Origin of the sequence: Sinomonas sp. P10A9 (assembly GCF_041022165.1) — a bacterium.
GTDB lineage: Bacteria > Actinomycetota > Actinomycetes > Actinomycetales > Micrococcaceae > Sinomonas > Sinomonas puerhi.
In genome coordinates this window covers 1,077,504-1,094,717 of sequence record NZ_CP163302.1, presented here as the reverse complement: position 1 = coordinate 1,094,717, position 17,214 = coordinate 1,077,504, and the positions used below count along the sequence as shown (strand labels likewise).

The window sequence follows — 17,214 nt, the reverse complement described above, 5'->3', positions numbered from 1 at the left end:
CACCCTTCGCGGTTGCGGACTCACCTCGCTGCGATGCGGCCTCAGGCCAGCGCGGCGACCGCTTCTTCGACCGAGTCGACGAGGCGGAGGCGGTCTGCCATGCCGCGGCCTTCCGCGAGGGTCCGCAGCAGCGGCCACGCCGGGAGCTCCTCAGTCCAGTGCCGCTCCCCCACGAGGACCATGGGCGTGATCGTCTCGCTCGTGCCGTAGTAGTTCTCACACGCATCCTGGAAGACCTCCTGCACCGTGCCCGCGGCACCGGGCAGGAACACGACGCCTCCCGTGCACTTCTCGAGCAGCACGGCCTCGCGCACCGAGTTCGCGAAGTACTTGGCGATGTGCGTCGCGAACAGGTTGGGCGGCTCATGGCCGTAGAACCACGTGGGGATGCCGAGGCTCGGCGTCCCGCCCGGGAACCGGCCCAGCACCGCGAGCGCGGCGCGCGCCCATGAGCTCACCGAGGGCCTGAAGCCGGGCACGACGGCGATCTCGTGGAGCGCCGCATCAAGGGCCGATTCCGGGAAGGCCGCCAAGTAGGCTCCGAGGTTCGCGGCCTCCATCGCGCCCGGCCCGCCACCCGTGGCGACCACATGCCCGGCCGCCGCGAGCCCGCGCCCGAGGTGCGCGGCGTCGTCGTACACCGAACTCCCCCGGAGTCCGGCGTGTCCGCCCATGACGCCCACGATCTTCCGCCCGGCGAACGGCCCCTGGAGCGCGTCCTGCAGCGCTTCGCCGATGTGGTGGTCGTGGAGGGCAGCGGAGATCGCAGACTCGACGCCGACGCGGCCCTGCTGCTGGGTCCAGGCGTAGATCCGCGCGTCCGGCGTCTCCTCGTAGGGCCGGTACTCGACTCCCGTGTACAGCTCGGGACCGGTGTAGAGCGCAGGGCGGTACGGATCGAACGGGAGGCCGGGCAGGACCGGGAAGACAAGTGCGCCCCTTGCCCGCAGGGACTGCTCCATCCCGGGCTGGAGCCGGCAGCCGAGGAACATGGCGCCCGCCGGGTCGAGGGCCTTGAGTGCACTCGAACGCTCCGTGAGGTCCACCGACTGCACCTGCCACCCGGCCATCGAGGCCGCGCCACCGGCCACGAGCGCATCGAAGTGCCCGAGGGACTCTACCTCGAGCGTGCGCGGCAGCGGGGCGGGGGTGGCGTTCATGGGGCCAGAGTATCCGGATCCTCCGGTGTCCCCCGGAGCGAATTCAGGGCCGATTCGGACTGCCTTAACCGAGATTTAACTATGAGTCCCGACCATGGTCCGGGTGACATCACCCTGCCAAGCCCACAGCGGCGACACCCCAGCCCTCCTCTCCCCGTCACGTCGGGGATTCCTCACGGCCGCGCTCACCGGCGCGGCGCTGACCCTCGCACCGATGACCTTCGCCACCGCGGACACCGGCACGAGCCGAACCAAGACACTCACCGGCCACCTCGACCCCGGAGCCGCTGACTTCGTATACCTCCCGGTCGAGATTCCGGCCGGGGTCAACAAGATCAGCGTCTCGTACTCCTACAACAAGCCCACGATCACACCGGGCCTCCTCGTGAACGCCTGCGACATCGGCATCTTCGACGAGAAGGGCACCGACCTCCAGGGCAAGGGCTTCCGCGGATGGTCCGGCGGCTTCCGCACAGAATTCTCCATCAGCGCCGCGGAAGCAACTCCCGGCTACCTCGCCGGGCCGATCGGCAAGGGCACGTGGAACGTCATCCTCGGCCCGTACCAGGTGTCCGAGCATGGCCTTGACTACACGGTGACCGTCACGCTCGATTTCGGCCCCGACGGCACGCCGTACCAGCCCGCGTACCCGCCGCAGGCGATCGCGGGTCGCGGCGCCGGGTGGTACCGCGGCGACGGCCACCTGCACACCGTCTACTCGGACGGAAGGCGGACCCCGCAGGAAGTCGCTGCCGGCGCCCGGGCCGCACACATGGACTTCATGATCTCCACGGACCACAACACGCCGGCGTCCCACGGCGTGTGGGGCCCCCTCGCGGGGGAAGACCTGCTCATCATGACCGGCGAAGAGGTCACAACCCGCAACGGCCACTACCTCGCGCTCGGCCTCAAGCCGGGCGAGTGGATCGACTGGCGCTACCGCGCGCGCGAGAAGGGCTTCGAGGAAGCTGCACAGCGGATCCACGCCTCCGGCGGGCTCGTGGTCCCGGCCCATCCGTACTGCCCCTACGTCGCGTGCCGCTGGAAGTTCGGCTACGACGACGCCGACGCCGTCGAGGTGTGGACCGGCCCGTGGACGGTCGACGACGAGTTCTCCGTCAACACGTGGGATTCCATGCTCGTCCATTCCGTACGGACTAATGGCCGTTGGCTGCCCGCGATGGGCAACAGCGATGCGCACAGCGTCCCGCAGGTCATCGGATGGCCGCACAATGTGGTCAACGCGTCCGCGCTCTCGCACGACGCGATCCTTGACGGCATCCGCAACGGGCGCTCATGGATCGCCGAGTCGGCAGGCATCTCACTCGAATTCGCCGTCAAGTCGGGCGGGAAGGCGGCCGGCATCGGCGAGCGCCTGAGCGTGGCCGACGACGCGCCGGTCACCGTCTCGGCGACGGTCGCCGGTGTGCCGAACGGCGTGGTGCGGTTCATCACCGACGAGGGCCAGACGCAGCAGATCACGCTGCCCGCGTCCGGTCAGGGCACGAGCACGTGGATCACGACGCCGCAGCTCGCGGCCTACATCCGCGTCGAGGTTCGGCACCCGAAGAGCGACGGCACGTCGGGCAGCGGCACGGAGATGGGCCCGAACCTTTCGCTCGGGGCCATGGCGGCGCTGACGAACCCCATCTTCCTCGGGAACGGGAAGTAGCCGGCGACGGCGGTGGGCCGCCCACGGCGGGCGGCCCACCGCCGTCGTGCGTCACCGTCAGGCGCGGGCCGGGACCTCCACCCGGACCGGCGCGCCGGTCTCAAGGGATTCCTGAGCTGCGTCGGCAACGCGCGAGGCGGCGACGGCGTCCTCCGGGGTGCAGGGATTCGTGCGTTCGCCGAGCACCAGCTCCACGAAGGCTGCGAGCTCGGCCCGGTACGCGGCGTCGAACCGCTCGGCGAACGTCTTGTGCGTCTCCCCTCCCGGGAACGCGACGCCGGTCTCGGTCGAGCGCAGGGCGGTCTTGTCGTCCAGCCCCACCATGACGGAGTCCTTGGACCCCTGGATCTCGAGGCGCACGTCGTGTCCGGCCCCGTTGTAGCGCGTCGCGGAGACCGTGCCGACCGTGCCGTCGTCGAACGTCACAACGGCGAGCGCGGTGTCTACGTCGCCGACCTCGCCGATCGCGGGATCGCCGTTGTTCGAGCCCTTCGCGTAGACCTCGACGATCTCGCGGCCTGTGAGCCACCGGAGGATGTCGAAGTCGTGGACCGAGCAGTCGCGGAAGAGGCCGCCGGAGGTGGCGAGGAACTCGACGGAGGGCGGGAACATGTCCCCGGTCATGGCCCGCAGCGAATGGATCCAGCCGATCTCACCCGCGTCGAAGCGGCGCTTGGCCTCGAGGTAGCCCGCGTCGAAGCGGCGCTGATGGCCGATCTGCACGACGCCGCCCTTCTCGGCGATGTACTCGAGCACCGGCAGGGAGTCCGCGACGGAGCCGGCCACCGGCTTCTCGCAGAACACGGGCAGTCCCGCGTCGACGCCCGCCCGGATGAGCTCGGGGTGGGTCTGGGTGCCGGTGGCGACGACGAGCGCATCGACGCCGGAGGCGATGAGCCCCTGCACGCCGCCAGGGACGAACTCGGCGCCGACCTCGGCCGCGACGGCGCGCGCGTGCTCCTCGGCGACGTCGGTGAGCTTGAGCCGAAGCTCTAGGCCGCGCTCGCGCTCGGCGAGCTGCGGCGCGATCGCCGCGATGTTGCGGGCGTGCATGACGCCGATGCGCCCGACTCCGACGAGTCCGAGCGTGACAGTCTTGGTGGTCTCCATGTGGGCACTCCTTCGTCAGTTCCGGAACGCATATGGGAACGTTCCAATATCTGGTTTAGAGTATCCCTATGACCGGCGTTGCGGTCAAGATTTGTCCTGACATTTGTGGAGGCGAACATGGCGCAGGCAGGCCCCAAGCCCGCGACGATCCTCGACGTCGCCGCCCGAGCCGGCGTGTCCAAGTCGGCAGCCTCCCTCGCACTGCGCGGCACGGGCTACGTGAGCGAGGCGAGGCGCCGTGCCATCCTCGACGCCGCCGCCGAGCTCGGCTACCGCCCCAACGCCGCCGCGCGCGCCATGGGCTCGGCCCGCAGCGGCACCGTCGGCGTCATCCTCGATGACCTGCGTAACCCATGGTTCGTCCCCGCGGTCGAGGGCCTCACCGAGGGCCTCCACGCGGCGGGCCTCCATGCGCTCCTCGGCGATTGGCGGCTCGAGGGGGCCGAGCTCGCGGAGCGCTTCCTCGAGCTGCGTGTCGAAGCCCTCGTCTTGGTCGGGACGCTCGACGGCGCGGAGACGGCTTTCGCCGAGATCGCGCCTTTGCCCGGGGGGATGCCCGTCCCGGTGGTCCAGGTGGGCGCTCCCCACGCCCAGGTCCTGGGTGCCGCTGTGGTCACGAACGACGATGCCGAGGGCGCCCGCCGCGTGGTCCGGCATCTCGCGGCGCTCGGACACCGCCGGATCGCGCACCTCTCAGCCCCGGGAACAGAGGTGGGCGACGCACGGCGCGCCGGATTCGAGGACGCGTGCCAGATCCTCGGCATCGAGTCGCAGACGGTCGAGGCCGGACGCACCGAGGAGGCCGGCTGGCGCGCGGCGCACGAGGCTCTGAATGCGAGCCCGCGGCCCACGGCTCTGTTCGCGGTGAATGACATGGCCGCGTTCGGCGCCCTCTCCGCGGCCGATGACCTCGGCCTCCGTGTCCCCGAGGACCTCTCGCTCGCCGGCTACGACGACACCCCGGCAGCTCGGCTCAAGGCAGTGGGCCTCACTAGCGTGGACAATGCGAGCCGAGAGGCCGGGCGTGTCGCTGCGGACCTCCTCGCCGCACGGCTTGCCCACCCCGGGTCTCCCAGGGGAACCTACGACGACCGCGAGCCACCCGCCGTCGTCCTCCTGCCGCCTGAGCTCAAGGTGCGCACGAGCACGGCGCCGCCTCCGTCATGACTGCAAGTGGTTCGCGCTCCGGCTCACCGGCGACTGGTCTGAGAAGGCACGACTAGAGAACATCAATGTCGGGGTGGTGCCGCCTTACCCACTCGGCCATCCGACGCGCCCGTGCTGCGATGAACTCGAGCGTGGCTTCCCGGTACGTCACGTACTCGTCGCGGGTGACCGGTGCCCCTGAACGCTCGAAGTTGTCGAACGGCAGGTAGAACCGAACCGCGTTGTAGTCGGGCGTCACGAGGTCTTGCAGGTGGAAGTAGTCCACGAACTCCGTGAACCCATCGAAGAGCTCGAAGAAGTCCGCGTAGGCGCCGAGGACACCGGCCAGAGGACTGTCTTGCTCTCCCGAGTAGTGTCGCCGGATGCACTCAAGGGTGAGGTCCATGCGGTCACCGATCAGCCTGCCTGAGGGACCGAACCCTCGTGCCGTATTGATCGTGGGTCGGTCCTTCTTCCTTACGGGCCAGATCATCGCGCTGCCGATCGTGTACGGCGGGTTGAGGTAACGGGACCGCTCGTCCTCGTTCAGCGACGCGATCGCGCCTGCCAGAGACGTCGGACGTGACCAGCCGGTGTAGGAGCTGGTGATGGCGTCGCTGCCGTACCAATGCCTGGCCTCGGAAGTATCGGTGTAGATGAGGTACCCGTTCCGACGGGCCGATGGCGCGGTCGGGGCGAAATGGACGCCAGAGTTCAGCTTCTTGGTCCACAGCAGCTCATGGTCCGAGCGGAGCCGGGGGCTGTCCCGGTCCGCATCGGGTCTGGACCTCGCAGGTCTGTCCGTCTTGTAGTCGAAGAAGACATCGAAGACTCGCCGGACCTCGCCTGTGATGGCGATCTGCTTGGACTCCACCACGGCGGAGTAGTCAGGCATTGTGCTGCCTAGACAGGCCTCGACCCGGTAACGCCCATCTCCCAGTGGATGTGCCGTCACCGGCTTGCCGGCCGGGACGGAGACACCCCCGCCGTGCTCGCCGGAGATGATCGGCTCAAAGATGATCTCCTCCTTGGTCTCTGCCGCGAACGCTTCCATCGGTTCCCCCTCGTGTGGCTCCATTGTGCCCATCTCGGCCGAAATCCAGCCCGAGCCACTCGCAGGCTTGGCCATGGTCTTGCGCGGCCGCCCACAAATCCCCTCGGTGCGCAGGGCAGCGCGCGGATGCCCCGCGGGCGCCGCCGGCCGGCGGTGAGACCGCACGACGGCGAGCGGTCGCCGTCGTGCGCGGCTCACTCCTTTGCTGAGGCCTTCGCCGCGGCCTTCTGCGCGCGCTTGTGCTCGCGCACCTTCGCGAGCGACTCGGACGAGACAATGTCGGCGACACTGCGGTACGAGCCGTCTTCACCGTAGGCGCCAGAGGCCTCGCGCCAGCCCGCCCCAGCGTAGCCGTACTGCTTGCCGAGCAGCGCGAGGAAGATCTTCGCCTTCTGCTCGCCGAAACCCGGGAGCTTCTTGAGTCGCTTGAAGACCTCGGCGCCGTCGGGCGCGCCCCGCGTCCAGATCGCCGCGGCGTCGCCGCCCCACTCGCCCTCGATCTCGGCACAGAGGGCCTGGACCCGCGCAGCCATCGACCCCGGGAAGCGGTGGACCGCCGGGGTCTCCTTGAACAGCTGCGCAAAGTCGTCGGGGTTCGCGTGGGCCAGGGCGCCCGCATCGAGCGTGCCGGCCCGCTCGGAGATCTTGAGCGGGCCGGCGAACGCGGTCTCCATCGGGACCTGCTGGTCCAGCAGCATCCCAATGAGGAGGGCCAGCGGGTCGTCGGTCAGAAGGCGGTCGGCGGCGTCGTCGCCGGTGATGTGCAAGGCCATGGGGCCAGTCTTCCACTGGCTCCGGCGTAGGTCGACGAGCTCAGCGACCGAACGCGGCCCCGAAGGCCGTGAGCGCGGCGTCCGGATCGCCGGACGCGTAGGCCTCCATGCCCACGGTGCCCTCGTATCCGGCCTCGGCGAGCGCCCGGTGGACCGCCGCGTAGTTGATCTCGCCTGTGCCGGGCTCGCAGCGGCCGGGCACATCCGCGACCTGGACCTCGCCGATCCACGGCAGGGCCTCGCGCACCAGCTCGATGAGGTTTCCCTCCCCGATCTGCGCGTGGTACAGGTCGAGCATGAGCCTGACGTTCGGGTGGTCCACGGCTCTCACGAGCGCGAGCGTGTCCTTGGCCCGCGCGAGCGGGATGCCCGGGTGGTCGAGGATCGTGTTGAGGTTCTCGAGGCAGAACGTGAGCCTATGCCTGGCACCGAGCTCGCCGAGCTGCTCGAGCGCCTTCGCCGCGGTGAGCCACATGGTCCCGTCCGAGCGCCAGTGCGGGCGCGCGGCCTGGCCGTCCACAAGCTCCGCTGAGTGCACCACGAGGCGTTCGACGCCGAGCTCCAGGGCCGTGGGGATCAGGCCTTCCGCTGTGCTCACCACGAGGTCCGCGGTGTCCGGCTCGACGAGCGAGCCCGTCACATAGCCCGTCATCGACGAGAACCGCGCGCCAGTGGCCTTGAGCTCCGCGATGTCCTTGGTGCGGGAGTCCCACATCTCGACGTCGAACCCGGCCTCGCTGATCCTCCGGACCCGCTCGATAAACGGCAGGTCCGTGTAGACCATCTCCGCGCAGACGGCGAGCCTCATCGCGCCACCGACCCGGCGCCGTCGTGCGTCCCCTCGGGAGCCGAGCCAGCGACGCCTGCCGCCGCCCCGCTCTGGACTGACTCGATGCAGGCGCGCGCGAGGGCGAGGGCGCGTCGGGCGTCGGCGAGGCCGGGTGTCACGGGAACGCCGTGGTCGGGCGCCGCGGTGCCGTCTCGGCGGGCGGCGACGTGGGCCGCGAAGTCCGCGAGCTCGTCGCGGTAGGCATCGGCGAAGAGCTCGATGTTGAGGCGGGGCGTCTCGGCGCCCACGCCATCAGCGGTGTAGCGGCACGCGGCCGTCTCGGTCGCGCGGCCGGCCTGGACCATGCCGGCGGAGCCGAAGGTCTCGCCGCGCACGTCGTAGCCGTAGAGCGCGGAGAAGTTGGCCTCTGCCACGGCAATGGCGCCGTTGCTGTAGCGGATCGTCGCCACGGCCGTGTCGATGAAGCCCGCCTCCTTGAACGAGGGCTCGACCAGCGCGTCCGCGAAGACGTGGACGCTGACGGGCTCGGCACTGGGGTTCATCCAGTTGAGGGCGTCGAAGTCGTGGATGAGGGTCTCGAGGAACATGGTCCACTGGGGGACGCGGGCGGCGTGGGGGATGGAGCCGTTGCCGGGGTCCCGCGTGAGGGAGCGGAGGAGCTGCGGGGTCCCCACAACGCCCGCGGCGAGGTCGCGGCGTGCGGCGAGGAAGTCTGCGGCGTACCGCCGGTTGAAGCCGATCTGCCAGTGCACACCCGTCTCGGCGACGGCGGCCTCGATCTCGGCGAGCTCCTCGAGGGTGGTGGAGCCGGGCTTCTCGCAGAACACGTGCTTGTCCGCACGCGCGGCGGCGATCGAGAGCGGGGCGTGGAACCGGATCGGGCCGGCGATGACGACGGCGTCGATCGCGGGATCCGCGAAGAGGTCGGCGGCGTCCGCGGTGACCTTCTCGACGCCGAGCTCGGCCGCGAGCTTCGTGGCGGGCTCGATGGCTGGGTCAGCGATCGCGGCGAGGGTGGCGCCTGGGATCCTCTCGGCCAGGCTGCGGGCGTGGAAGGCGCCCATCCAGCCGGCGCCGATGAGGCCCACTCGGACCGGCTCGGGTCGGGCCGAGTCGACGGGGAGGTAGCTCATGGGGGGTCCTCTCGGAAAGTCAGCATGGGATCTAGATCGATCTAGTGAGGCAGGTGCTGTCAGTGTGGCACGCCTCGCGCGCCATGTCTAGATCGATCTAGTACAGTGTGCGCAGGAGTTCCACGACGCCGAGGAGGAGGACCGTGGCCAAGCGCCCCACCATGGCAGACGTCGCCGCCGAGGCTGGCGTCTCGCGGGCCCTCGTCTCGATCGTGTTCCGCGGCACCCCCGGCGCGAGCGACGCGACCCGCGCGCGCGTTCTCGCGGCTGCCGACAGGCTCGGCTACCGCCTCGATACCCGTGCCCGGCTGCTGCGGAGCGCGCGGAGCCGGCTGCTCGGCGTCGTCTTCGCGCTCGACGGCGCCTTCCACGCCGAGCTCGTCGAGGCCCTCTACCCGGCCGCCTCGGCGGCAGGGTTCGACCTCGCCCTGTCCGCGCGCAGTCCGCGGCGCTCCGAGGACGAGGCGCTACGGTCCCTCCTGGACCTCGGCGTCGAGGCCCTCCTCGTGCTCGCGCCGAACACGCCGCCCGACGAGCTCGGGGCCCTCCCGCTCCCGGTCGTCTCGGTCCTCGAGCCCCAGACGCACGACGGCGTCGCGAGCGTCGCGACGGACGAGGCCGCTGGCGTCGGGCTCGCCGTCGCGCATCTGAGGGGCCTCGGACACCGCCGTCTCGTGCACATCGACGGAGGCTCCGCCGTGGGCGCCGAAGCGCGCCGTGCCGCGTTCCGGGCCCTCGAGGGCGAGGATGCTGCCGTCGTGCCCGGCGGGCCGAATGACGCGGCCGGCATGGATGCGGCCCGGACGCTTCTCGCGCTCGTCAGCATCCGCCCGCACGAGGCGCCCACGGCGGCAGTCGTCTTCAACGACGAAGCCGCGCTCGGCGTCGTCCATGTGCTGCGCGCCGCCGGCCTCCAAGTGCCCGAGGACCTCTCGGTTGTCGGCTACGACGACTCCCGCCTCGCGGCGCTGGTCCACGTGAGCCTGACGAGCGTGCGGCAGGACCCCGATGCGCTCGCCGCCGCGTCCGTCCATGCTGCCGCCGAGGCGCTGGAGGGGCGGATCGAGCACGTGCTCGTGCCCCCCTCGCTCACGGTGAGGTCGAGCACCGCGCCGCCACGCGCCGTCGTGCACTGATCACAGCGTGTGCGGGGCGTTCAGGCCTCGACGCTGTCCGAACGCAGGCGAGACCGCGTTCGCCGCGCCGTCGACCTGAAGACGGATACGGCCTGTTGCCCGGCAGGGCTAAGGCGTCGATTGGCGAGCTGGGCCAAGAGGATCCTGCGCATGGGCGATACGGCGAGCGGAACCGCCACAATATCGGCGCGGAGGGCGCTCAGCGCCAGCTGCGGGGCAAGGGCAATCCCGATTCCCGCGGCCACCATGCCCTGCGTCTCCTGGTAGTCGTTCGCCGCGAAGGCGATGCGGGGCTCGAAGCCGGCGTCGCGGCAGACCCGCCGGAGGACGTCGGCCACCGGGTGCTCGTCACGGACGATCCACTCCTGATCGACCAGGGCGTCGATCGGCACTGATCGATGTCCAGCCATGGGGTGGCCCCTCGGAACCAGCAGCATGGTTGGATCGTCCATGAGCCGCACCAGCGCCAAGTCCCCGTCCTCGATGCGCTGCCATGGGTAATCCCACAGAAGCGTGAGCTCGACGTCCCGTCGCCGCAGCCGTTCCAGGAGTCCGTCGCGTCGAGCGCTCACCACGGTGACTGCGACCTCCGGATGGCGCGCGCGGAAGGCCAGCACGACATCCGGCATGAGCGAAGCACCCACCGTGGGGAACGTCCCCATCCGAAGCTGGCCTCGCCGCAGGCCCGCGAACTCGTCCATCTCGGCGCGGGCCGCTTCGACGGTCCGGTCGATCTCGTCGGCGTACCTCAGGAGCGCGTGGCCCGCATCGGTGAGCACCACTCCCCTCGGGTGCCGCTCGACGAGCGCGACGCCCACCTCGTGCTCGAGCTTCGCGATCTGCTGCGAGACGGCGGAGGTCGTGAAGGAGAGCGCCGCTGCCGCTGACGTCAGGGACCCGGAATGTCCCACTTCGCGGAGGACGTGGAGCCTGTGCAGATCGAGGTCGGACATGGATCGAGTTTAGCAAAAGTAGACCCTTCTCGATTTTTCTTCGATTGTGCTGAACTCTCGTGCCTTGGATCGTGGAAGGACAAGGCGCCGTGAGGTGCACCACCCAAGGTGAAGGAGAAGACAGTGCAACTCCGAGGTCACTGGTACCGGGGCGGCACGAGCAAGTGCTGGATCTTCGACGCCGAAGACGTCTCCCGGCATGCCTCAACGTACGAGGAGATCGGCTCGCTGCTGGCCGACGCCTTCGGGGCCGCAGATGCCCGCCAGCTAGACGGCGTCGGCGGGGGAACCTCGACGACGTCCAAAGCCGCCGTCGTCTGGGCCACTCCCGGGGGGCCCGCAGACCTCGACTATCTCTTCGCCCAGGTCGGGATCGGGGACTCGACGGTTGAACTGGGCTCCAACTGCGGCAATTGTGCGACGGCGATCGCCCTCTATGCCGTGCAGTCAGGCATCATCTCCCCCAGCGAGGACACGACGCGCGTGAGCCTGCGAAACCTCAATACCGGGGCGGTGCTTGGCGGCACGATCGCGACTCCCGGCCGCCGCGTCCCGACATCGGGCCACGCAACGGTGCCTGGAAGCAACGCACCGGGCGTGCCCGTGGGCCTCTCGTTCCGGGCACCGTGGGGGCAGACCACGGGAGCTCTCCTGCCGACGGGCAGTCCCTCGGATGAGATCGCGGCCAACGGATGCGGTGTCACGGCGACCCTGGTCGACGCGGGAGCGCCTGCGGTCCTCATCCCGGCGGAGGAGATCGGCGTCGACCTCTCCTCGATGAGCGACAACCTCTCCGAGCACCTGTCCCAGCTCATCGACGCCCGCGCCTCCGCGGGCCTCGCGATGGGCCTGAGGAAGCCCGGGGATCCCCCGCAGAACGCGGTGCCGAAGGTTGGCATCGTGGCGCCCCCGGGCGACTACACGGCCGCCGACGGAACCCGGATCACCGCGGACAGCCACGATCTGCGGGTGCGGATGCTCTCGATGCTCGCCCCGCATCCCGCGATCGGCCTCACGAGCGCCGTGGCTGTCTCGCTCGCGGCGGCCCTGCCGGGCTCCGTCGTCGCCAAGGCCCTCCCCCCTGCGCACGATGCACACTCCGGACCCCTTCTTCTGCGCATCGGAACACCCGCCGGAGTCATCACCACCGAAGTCGTCACCGACGATGCCGGCAACGTCATCGAAGTCGCCCTCCGGCGGGCGGCCCGCCATCTTGCCGTGGCCGACATCGACCTCGCGCGGCCCGTGCCCCAGACCGCCTAGACCCCCCACCTGCCCCCTGTCACTATGGACAGGGCGCTCATCAAGGAAGTTGTTCAATGAAGATCAAATCCATCCTCGGACACCTGTACGTCCAGGTCCTCATCGGCGTCACGCTGGGCGTCCTCGTCGGCGCACTGTGGCCGGACCTCGGGTCCTCGCTCAAGCCGCTCGGCGACGGGTTCGTCAAGCTCGTGAAGTTCATGATCGCCCCGATCGTCTTTTGCACGATCGTCAGCGGGATCACCTCGCTGACCGACACGAAGAAGGTCGGCCCCACTCTGGCCCGATCCCTAGGCCTCTTCTATGCGCTCACGGCACTGGCGCTGGCCATCGGCCTCGCCTCGGTCATGCTGTTCCAGCCGGGCGCTGGCATGCACATCAACCCCGCTCACCTCGACACCTCCGTCGCCTCGAAGTACACGAGCCAGCTGCCCAGCAGCAACCCTGTCGATTTCCTCCTCGGCATCATCCCCACGACCTTCGTCGGTGCCTTCGCCGACGGCGAGGTCCTGCCCGTGCTCGTCATCGCCCTGCTGTGCGGCTTCGCCTTCAGCAAGCTCGGCGCCCCGGGCCAGCTCGCCCTCAACGTCGTCAACAGCTTCAACCGGCTGCTGTTCGTGGTCTTCGGCTACCTCATGAAGGTCGCTCCCATCGGGGCGTTCGGCGCCATGGCCTTCACCGTGGGCAAGTACGGCGCACATTCGATCGGCAACCTCGGGATGCTGATCCTCGCCTTCTATGCGGCGTGCATCGTCTTCGTCGTCGTGGGCCTGGGCATCCTCGCCAAGATCGCTGGCTTCAGCCTCTGGCGGATCCTGCGGTACTTCCGGGACGAGTTCCTCATCGTCCTCGCAACGTCCTCGAGCGAGCCGGTGCTCCCGCGACTGCTCTTCAAGCTCGAACGCATCGGCTGCGACCGCGGCGTCGTCGGACTCGTTGTCCCGACGGGGTACTCCTTCAACCTCACCGGCACCGCGGTCTACCTCACCCTCGCGTCAATGTTCATCGCCCAGGCCTGCGACATCCAGCTGAGCTGGGACCAGATCCTCCTCATGCTCGGGATGATGCTCCTGACCTCCAAGGGCGCGGCTGGCGTCAGCGGGAGCGGCTTCGTGGCCCTCGTCGCCACCCTCACCGTCATGCCCACCCTGCCGGTGGCAGGCGTCGCGCTCATCGTCGGGATTGACCGCTTCATGAGCGAGGCCCGCGCCCTCACCAGCACGGTGTGCAACATCGTCTCGTGCGTCGCCGTCGCGAAGTGGCAGGGCGAACTCGACACCGAGACCTTCCACGCCGAGCTCAAGGCCGGCTTCGTCCCCACTGAGGCCGAACGCGTCCAACTGGCCGAACCCGCACTGGCACACTGATCGGTTCTGAGCGGCCCGCCGTCAGGGCCAGCGCGTGACGCAAAATGGTGAGTTGAGCAGGGTATGCGGACGCGCCCGACCCTGCTCAACTCACCATCCGTGCCTGCGGGGCAGGGAGTCAGGCGCGCGCGGGCGCGTCTTCGCCGATCATGCGGGCGGCCTCGAGCAGGACGCCGGCGGCGACCTCGAGGCCCTCGATGCGGCCGAGGGAGACATCCTCATGCTCGATGTTGACCATCATCTCCGGGTCCACGTCACGGAGGGCTCGGAGGAACTCGGCCCAGTACGCCGCGTCGTGCCCGCGTCCGAGAGCAACGAAGTCCCAGGCGGAGTCCTTCGGCCACTCGTTCGCCCACTCGTCGCCGCCGAGGTTGGTGCGGGGCTCGTCCGGGGAGAGGCGGCGGAATCGGTTGTCGAGGACGCCGTAGAGCTTGGCGTTCTCGGTGTTCACGCGCACGTCCTTGGCCGCCGCGTGGAACACGAGGGGCCCGAGCTCGCGGACCACGGCCACCGGGTCCATCTGCTGCCAGAAAAGATGGGAGGCGTCGAGCTCGACCCCGACGTGGGTCGCGCCGGTGAGCTCGACGAGCTTGTGCACGTCGGCGGTATTGAACACGATGTTCTGCGGGTGCAGCTCAAGGGCCACCTTGACGCCGTGGTCCGCGGCGAGGCGGTCGGTCTCGCGCCAGAAGTCCCCCGCAATCCCCCACTGGTAGTCCAGGACGTCGAGCGCGGCCGAGTTCCACGCGTTGACGATCCAGTTCGTCACGGTCGCGCCCGGCTCGCCGCCGGGGAGGCCGGACATGGTGACGACCCGGTTCTGGCCCAGGCGCTCCGCGAGGCGGATCGAGCGGCGGATGTCCTCCGCGTGCTTCTGGCCGATCTCGGCCTTCGGGTGGAGCGGGTTGCCGTTGCAGTTCAGGCCCGCGATGGCCACGCCGGTGCCCTCGAAGATGCCCAGGTAGTCATCGCGGGCCGCGTCGCTGACGAGGATGTCGTCGAACGTGGGGACATGGACGGCGGGCAGGAAGCCGCCGGTGTTGATCTCGATGCCGGTGAGGCCGAGGTCGGCGATGACCTTGAGCGCCTCGGGAAGGGAGCGGTCGTGCAGGATGGCGTTGTAGATGCCGAGCTTCATGGTGTGTTCCTCTTGGTCTCTGGGGTTCAGCGCACGACGGCGGCAGTGGGCTTCTGCGCCGATGGCACCTCGACGCGGCGGCCGGAATCGGCGGCGGACTGGGCGACGGCGCCGAGGATCTCCATGTTCCGCACGCCCTCGTCGAACGTCGCGTTGCGTGGGAGGGAGTCGGACTCGGACAGCCCTGCGACCTCCTCGAGGAAGGCGCGGGCCTGGTAGCCGAAGGCGTCATTCTGGCCGAAGCCGACGCTCGGCGCGTCCATCGCGAGGCCACCGGCGATGTACGGGTGGTCGGGGCCGAGGATCACCTGGCGGTAGCCGTTCTGGGCGTAGGGGCCCTCGTTGAGGAACAGGCCGATCTCGGCGGGGCGGCGCTGGTCGAAGAGCGCGGCGCCGTTCTCGCAGAACACCTCGAACATGAGCGAGTTCGCGTGGCCGGAGGCCACGCGGGAGACCGAGAGCGAGCCGATGCACGAGGCGAACTCGGCGGAGAAGGAGGCAACGTCGTCGTTCTCCACCGGCTCGAGCTTGTCCGACACGGCCGCGTGGTCGTGGCCCATGACGGCGCCGAGCGGGAGCGGGCGCTCCGTGATCGCGGTGGAGAGCTGGCCGCCGGAGACGGACTGGATGTCTCCGCACAGGAACTCGCCCACATAGGCGAGGTGGCTGCCCACGTCGGCGAGCGCGCCCGAGCCGGGGCCGCCCTTGTAGCGCCAGCTCATGGGGGCCTGCGGGCTGCAGCCGTAGTCGGTCCAGTAGCGGCCCGAGAAGTGGAGCGGGCGGCCGAGGGTGCCGTCCTGGATGAGCTTGCGGATCGCGGCGATGCCGGGCGTGCGGCGGTAGGTGAAGCCGATGCGGCCCAGGACGCCGCGCTCCTCCGCGGCCCTCGCGGCGTCGGCCATCGCGCGGGCATCGGCGAGCGTGTCGGAGAGAGGCTTCTCGCACAGGACATGCTTGCCGGCGGCGAGGAGGCCCTCGACCACCTCGCGGTGGAGCGAGTTGGCGATGACGACGCTCACGACGTCGATGTCGTCCGCCTCGGCGATGGCCTGCCACGAGGAGTCGTGGCGCGCGTAGCCGAAGCGGGTCGCGGCGGCCTGCCCGAATTCCGCGTTGACGTCGCCGATCGAGACGAGGCGGATCTCGGGCAGCGTGGGCTTGTACAGGGTGCTCGCGGTGCGGTAGGCGGCGGCATGGGCCTTGCCGGCCATGCCTGCGCCGATGACGGCGACGCCAAGGGGCTTGCTCATGGGTCTCTCCTTCGAGGGGGTCCGGCGTCGCCGGCGGGGGAGGTGCAGGAAATCAGGACGTCTGGAGGGTGGTGATGTGATTTGGAGCGCTCCAAAGAAGGTTAAGACCGAGGAGTTTGTCCTGTCAATACCGCGCTCGCAGGTCCTTAGGGTGCCATGATGGACCCGTGCCGACCGACCCCATCCCCCGCCCGACGATCTACGACGTCGCGCAGCTGGCCGGCGTCTCCAAGTCGCTCGTCTCGCTGGTCCTGAGGGACGCGCCGCACGTGAGCGACGTCCGGCGCGAGGCCGTCCTCGCGGCGATCGAGGAGCTCGGCTACCGGCCCTCCCCAGCCGCGAGTGCCCTCGCGAGCCAGCGGACCCGCACGGTCGGCGTCCTCATCGACGACTTCCACAACCCGTGGTTCGTCGAGCTCCTCGCGGGTCTGCGCTCCATCCTCGACCCAGCCGGGTACACAGCGAGCGTCGCGGACCTCCAGCTCGAGGCCGCCTCGGGGCGCAACCCCGTGGACGGCTTCCTCGCGCAGCATGTCGACGCGCTCGTCATCGCCGCGGACCCCGCCGAGGGGACGCTGGACGGCGTGGGCGCGCCGATCGTCGTCGCCGGCACCAGAGAGTTCGGGGCCGCGGCCGACGCCGCGCTGGTCGCCGACGTCGTCGCGGGCGACGACGCGCTCGGAGCCCGCCTGGCGACCGAGCACCTGATCAGGCTGGGCCACCGGAGCATCGGCCACCTGACCGGGAGCAGTGGTCCCGGTGCTCAGCGGCGGCGGGGCTACGAGGAGGCGATGCAGGCGGCAGGGCTCGACCCGCTGGTCTTCGGGGAGCGCGGCGGGACCTCCGAGGCCGACGGCTACGCCGCAGCGTGCGCCCTGCTCGACGCGCACCCCGGGATCACGGGCGTCGTTGCGGCCAACGACGTCATGGCCGTCGGCGCCCTCGCCGCCCTGCGCGAGCGGGGCCTGACCGTGCCCGCGGATGTCTCCGTGGTGGGCCACGACGACTCGCCGCTGGCCGCGTACCGGTACCTCGCCCTCACGAGCGTGGACGGACACTCCCGAGAGGTGGGCGCCGAGTCCGCGAGGACGCTCCTGGCCCGGTTCGAGGACCCGGGGATGCCGCCACACCGAAAGCTGCTCGAGCCCTCGCTCGTCGTCCGGGGCTCGACCGCGCCGCCGCGGGCTTAGGCGCTTCGCCTGACTGCCAGCTTCCTCGCCGCTCCTCCGCATGCCTTCCATGCCCCCTGATGCCGTCCCCAACGACACA

At 70.0% G+C, this 17,214-nt stretch carries 15 protein-coding genes; 6 read left to right on the top strand and 9 right to left on the bottom strand.

What is annotated here, in order from left to right; translation table 11 throughout:
- Positions 1 to 41: 41 nt before the first annotated feature.
- Complete coding sequence (locus AB5L97_RS04975; protein WP_369046695.1) at positions 42 to 1,160, bottom strand: LOG family protein; 1,119 nt, start codon at positions 1,158 to 1,160, stop codon at positions 42 to 44.
- Between the two features lie 103 nt (positions 1,161 to 1,263).
- On the opposite strand from AB5L97_RS04975, the gene AB5L97_RS04970 reads away from it, so the two are divergent.
- The gene (locus AB5L97_RS04970) at positions 1,264 to 2,832 is read left to right on the top strand and encodes a CehA/McbA family metallohydrolase (protein WP_369046694.1); all 1,569 of its coding nucleotides are present in this window, start codon (positions 1,264 to 1,266) and stop codon (positions 2,830 to 2,832) included.
- A gap of 57 nt (positions 2,833 to 2,889) precedes the next feature.
- Here AB5L97_RS04970 and AB5L97_RS04965 read toward each other — a convergent pair whose 3' ends face one another.
- A complete protein-coding gene (locus AB5L97_RS04965) occupies positions 2,890 to 3,942 on the bottom strand; it encodes a Gfo/Idh/MocA family oxidoreductase (protein WP_369046693.1) in 1,053 nt (350 codons plus the stop codon).
- Between the two features lie 117 nt (positions 3,943 to 4,059).
- Here AB5L97_RS04965 and AB5L97_RS04960 point away from each other — a divergent pair, with 117 nt between their 5' ends.
- Positions 4,060 to 5,109, top strand: coding sequence for a LacI family DNA-binding transcriptional regulator (locus AB5L97_RS04960; protein WP_369046692.1), 1,050 nt, complete (start codon positions 4,060 to 4,062; stop codon positions 5,107 to 5,109).
- A 52-nt stretch (positions 5,110 to 5,161) separates the two neighbouring features.
- Here the strand turns inward: AB5L97_RS04960 and AB5L97_RS04955 are convergent, their stop codons facing one another.
- The 4 genes from AB5L97_RS04955 to AB5L97_RS04940 form a co-directional block, all read right to left on the bottom strand.
- Positions 5,162 to 6,142, bottom strand: a complete 981-nt coding sequence (locus AB5L97_RS04955; RefSeq protein ID WP_369046691.1) for a DUF6994 family protein — start codon at positions 6,140 to 6,142, stop codon at positions 5,162 to 5,164.
- Positions 6,143 to 6,336: 194 nt separating this feature from the next.
- The gene (locus AB5L97_RS04950) at positions 6,337 to 6,915 is read right to left on the bottom strand and encodes an HhH-GPD-type base excision DNA repair protein (protein ID WP_369046690.1); all 579 of its coding nucleotides are present in this window, start codon (positions 6,913 to 6,915) and stop codon (positions 6,337 to 6,339) included.
- A gap of 40 nt (positions 6,916 to 6,955) precedes the next feature.
- Positions 6,956 to 7,723 (bottom strand): TIM barrel protein, encoded by a 768-nt coding sequence (locus AB5L97_RS04945; RefSeq protein ID WP_369046689.1) that lies wholly within the window; start codon positions 7,721 to 7,723, stop codon positions 6,956 to 6,958.
- Positions 7,720 to 8,838 carry a Gfo/Idh/MocA family oxidoreductase gene (locus AB5L97_RS04940; RefSeq protein ID WP_369046688.1) on the bottom strand — a complete coding sequence of 373 codons (1,119 nt, stop codon included), beginning with the start codon at positions 8,836 to 8,838 and terminating at the stop codon, positions 7,720 to 7,722. The genes AB5L97_RS04945 and AB5L97_RS04940 overlap by 4 nt, the downstream gene beginning before the upstream one ends.
- Before the next feature lie 143 nt (positions 8,839 to 8,981).
- On the opposite strand from AB5L97_RS04940, the gene AB5L97_RS04935 reads away from it, so the two are divergent.
- Positions 8,982 to 9,974, top strand: coding sequence for a LacI family DNA-binding transcriptional regulator (locus AB5L97_RS04935; RefSeq protein ID WP_369046687.1), 993 nt, complete (start codon positions 8,982 to 8,984; stop codon positions 9,972 to 9,974).
- A gap of 20 nt (positions 9,975 to 9,994) precedes the next feature.
- Here AB5L97_RS04935 and AB5L97_RS04930 read toward each other — a convergent pair whose 3' ends face one another.
- Positions 9,995 to 10,927, bottom strand: a complete 933-nt coding sequence (locus AB5L97_RS04930; protein WP_369046686.1) for a LysR family transcriptional regulator — start codon at positions 10,925 to 10,927, stop codon at positions 9,995 to 9,997.
- A gap of 123 nt (positions 10,928 to 11,050) precedes the next feature.
- On the opposite strand from AB5L97_RS04930, the gene AB5L97_RS04925 reads away from it, so the two are divergent.
- Positions 11,051 to 12,190, top strand: coding sequence for a PrpF domain-containing protein (locus tag AB5L97_RS04925; protein WP_369046685.1), 1,140 nt, complete (start codon positions 11,051 to 11,053; stop codon positions 12,188 to 12,190).
- Positions 12,191 to 12,246: 56 nt separating this feature from the next.
- The gene (gene dctA / locus AB5L97_RS04920; RefSeq protein WP_369046684.1) at positions 12,247 to 13,557 is read left to right on the top strand and encodes a C4-dicarboxylate transporter DctA; all 1,311 of its coding nucleotides are present in this window, start codon (positions 12,247 to 12,249) and stop codon (positions 13,555 to 13,557) included.
- Between the two features lie 118 nt (positions 13,558 to 13,675).
- On the opposite strand, the gene AB5L97_RS04915 is transcribed toward dctA, so the two are convergent.
- A complete protein-coding gene (locus AB5L97_RS04915; protein ID WP_369046683.1) occupies positions 13,676 to 14,695 on the bottom strand; it encodes a sugar phosphate isomerase/epimerase family protein in 1,020 nt (339 codons plus the stop codon).
- A 26-nt stretch (positions 14,696 to 14,721) separates the two neighbouring features.
- Positions 14,722 to 15,945: a Gfo/Idh/MocA family protein gene (locus AB5L97_RS04910; protein WP_369046682.1), complete on the bottom strand. Its 1,224-nt coding sequence runs from the start codon at positions 15,943 to 15,945 to the stop codon at positions 14,722 to 14,724.
- Between the two features lie 167 nt (positions 15,946 to 16,112).
- On the opposite strand from AB5L97_RS04910, the gene AB5L97_RS04905 reads away from it, so the two are divergent.
- Positions 16,113 to 17,135 carry a LacI family DNA-binding transcriptional regulator gene (locus AB5L97_RS04905; protein WP_369046681.1) on the top strand — a complete coding sequence of 341 codons (1,023 nt, stop codon included), beginning with the start codon at positions 16,113 to 16,115 and terminating at the stop codon, positions 17,133 to 17,135.
- The last annotated feature ends 79 nt before the right edge of the window (positions 17,136 to 17,214 follow it).

Bases quoted from the DNA above. Each gene is read 5' to 3' on its own strand.
- AB5L97_RS04960 (WP_369046692.1), top strand. From the start codon at position 4,060: ATGGCGCAGGCAGGCCCCAAGCCCGCGACGATCCTCGACGTCGCCGCC.
- AB5L97_RS04955 (WP_369046691.1), bottom strand. From the start codon at position 6,142: ATGGAAGCGTTCGCGGCAGAGACCAAGGAGGAGATCATCTTTGAGCCG.
- AB5L97_RS04945 (WP_369046689.1), bottom strand. From the start codon at position 7,723: ATGAGGCTCGCCGTCTGCGCGGAGATGGTCTACACGGACCTGCCGTTT.
- AB5L97_RS04975 (WP_369046695.1), bottom strand. From the start codon at position 1,160: ATGAACGCCACCCCCGCCCCGCTGCCGCGCACGCTCGAGGTAGAGTCC.
- AB5L97_RS04930 (WP_369046686.1), bottom strand. From the start codon at position 10,927: ATGTCCGACCTCGATCTGCACAGGCTCCACGTCCTCCGCGAAGTGGGA.
- AB5L97_RS04910 (WP_369046682.1), bottom strand. From the start codon at position 15,945: ATGAGCAAGCCCCTTGGCGTCGCCGTCATCGGCGCAGGCATGGCCGGC.
- AB5L97_RS04950 (WP_369046690.1), bottom strand. From the start codon at position 6,915: ATGGCCTTGCACATCACCGGCGACGACGCCGCCGACCGCCTTCTGACC.
- AB5L97_RS04940 (WP_369046688.1), bottom strand. From the start codon at position 8,838: ATGAGCTACCTCCCCGTCGACTCGGCCCGACCCGAGCCGGTCCGAGTG.
- AB5L97_RS04965 (WP_369046693.1), bottom strand. From the start codon at position 3,942: ATGGAGACCACCAAGACTGTCACGCTCGGACTCGTCGGAGTCGGGCGC.
- AB5L97_RS04915 (WP_369046683.1), bottom strand. From the start codon at position 14,695: ATGAAGCTCGGCATCTACAACGCCATCCTGCACGACCGCTCCCTTCCC.
- dctA (WP_369046684.1), top strand. From the start codon at position 12,247: ATGAAGATCAAATCCATCCTCGGACACCTGTACGTCCAGGTCCTCATC.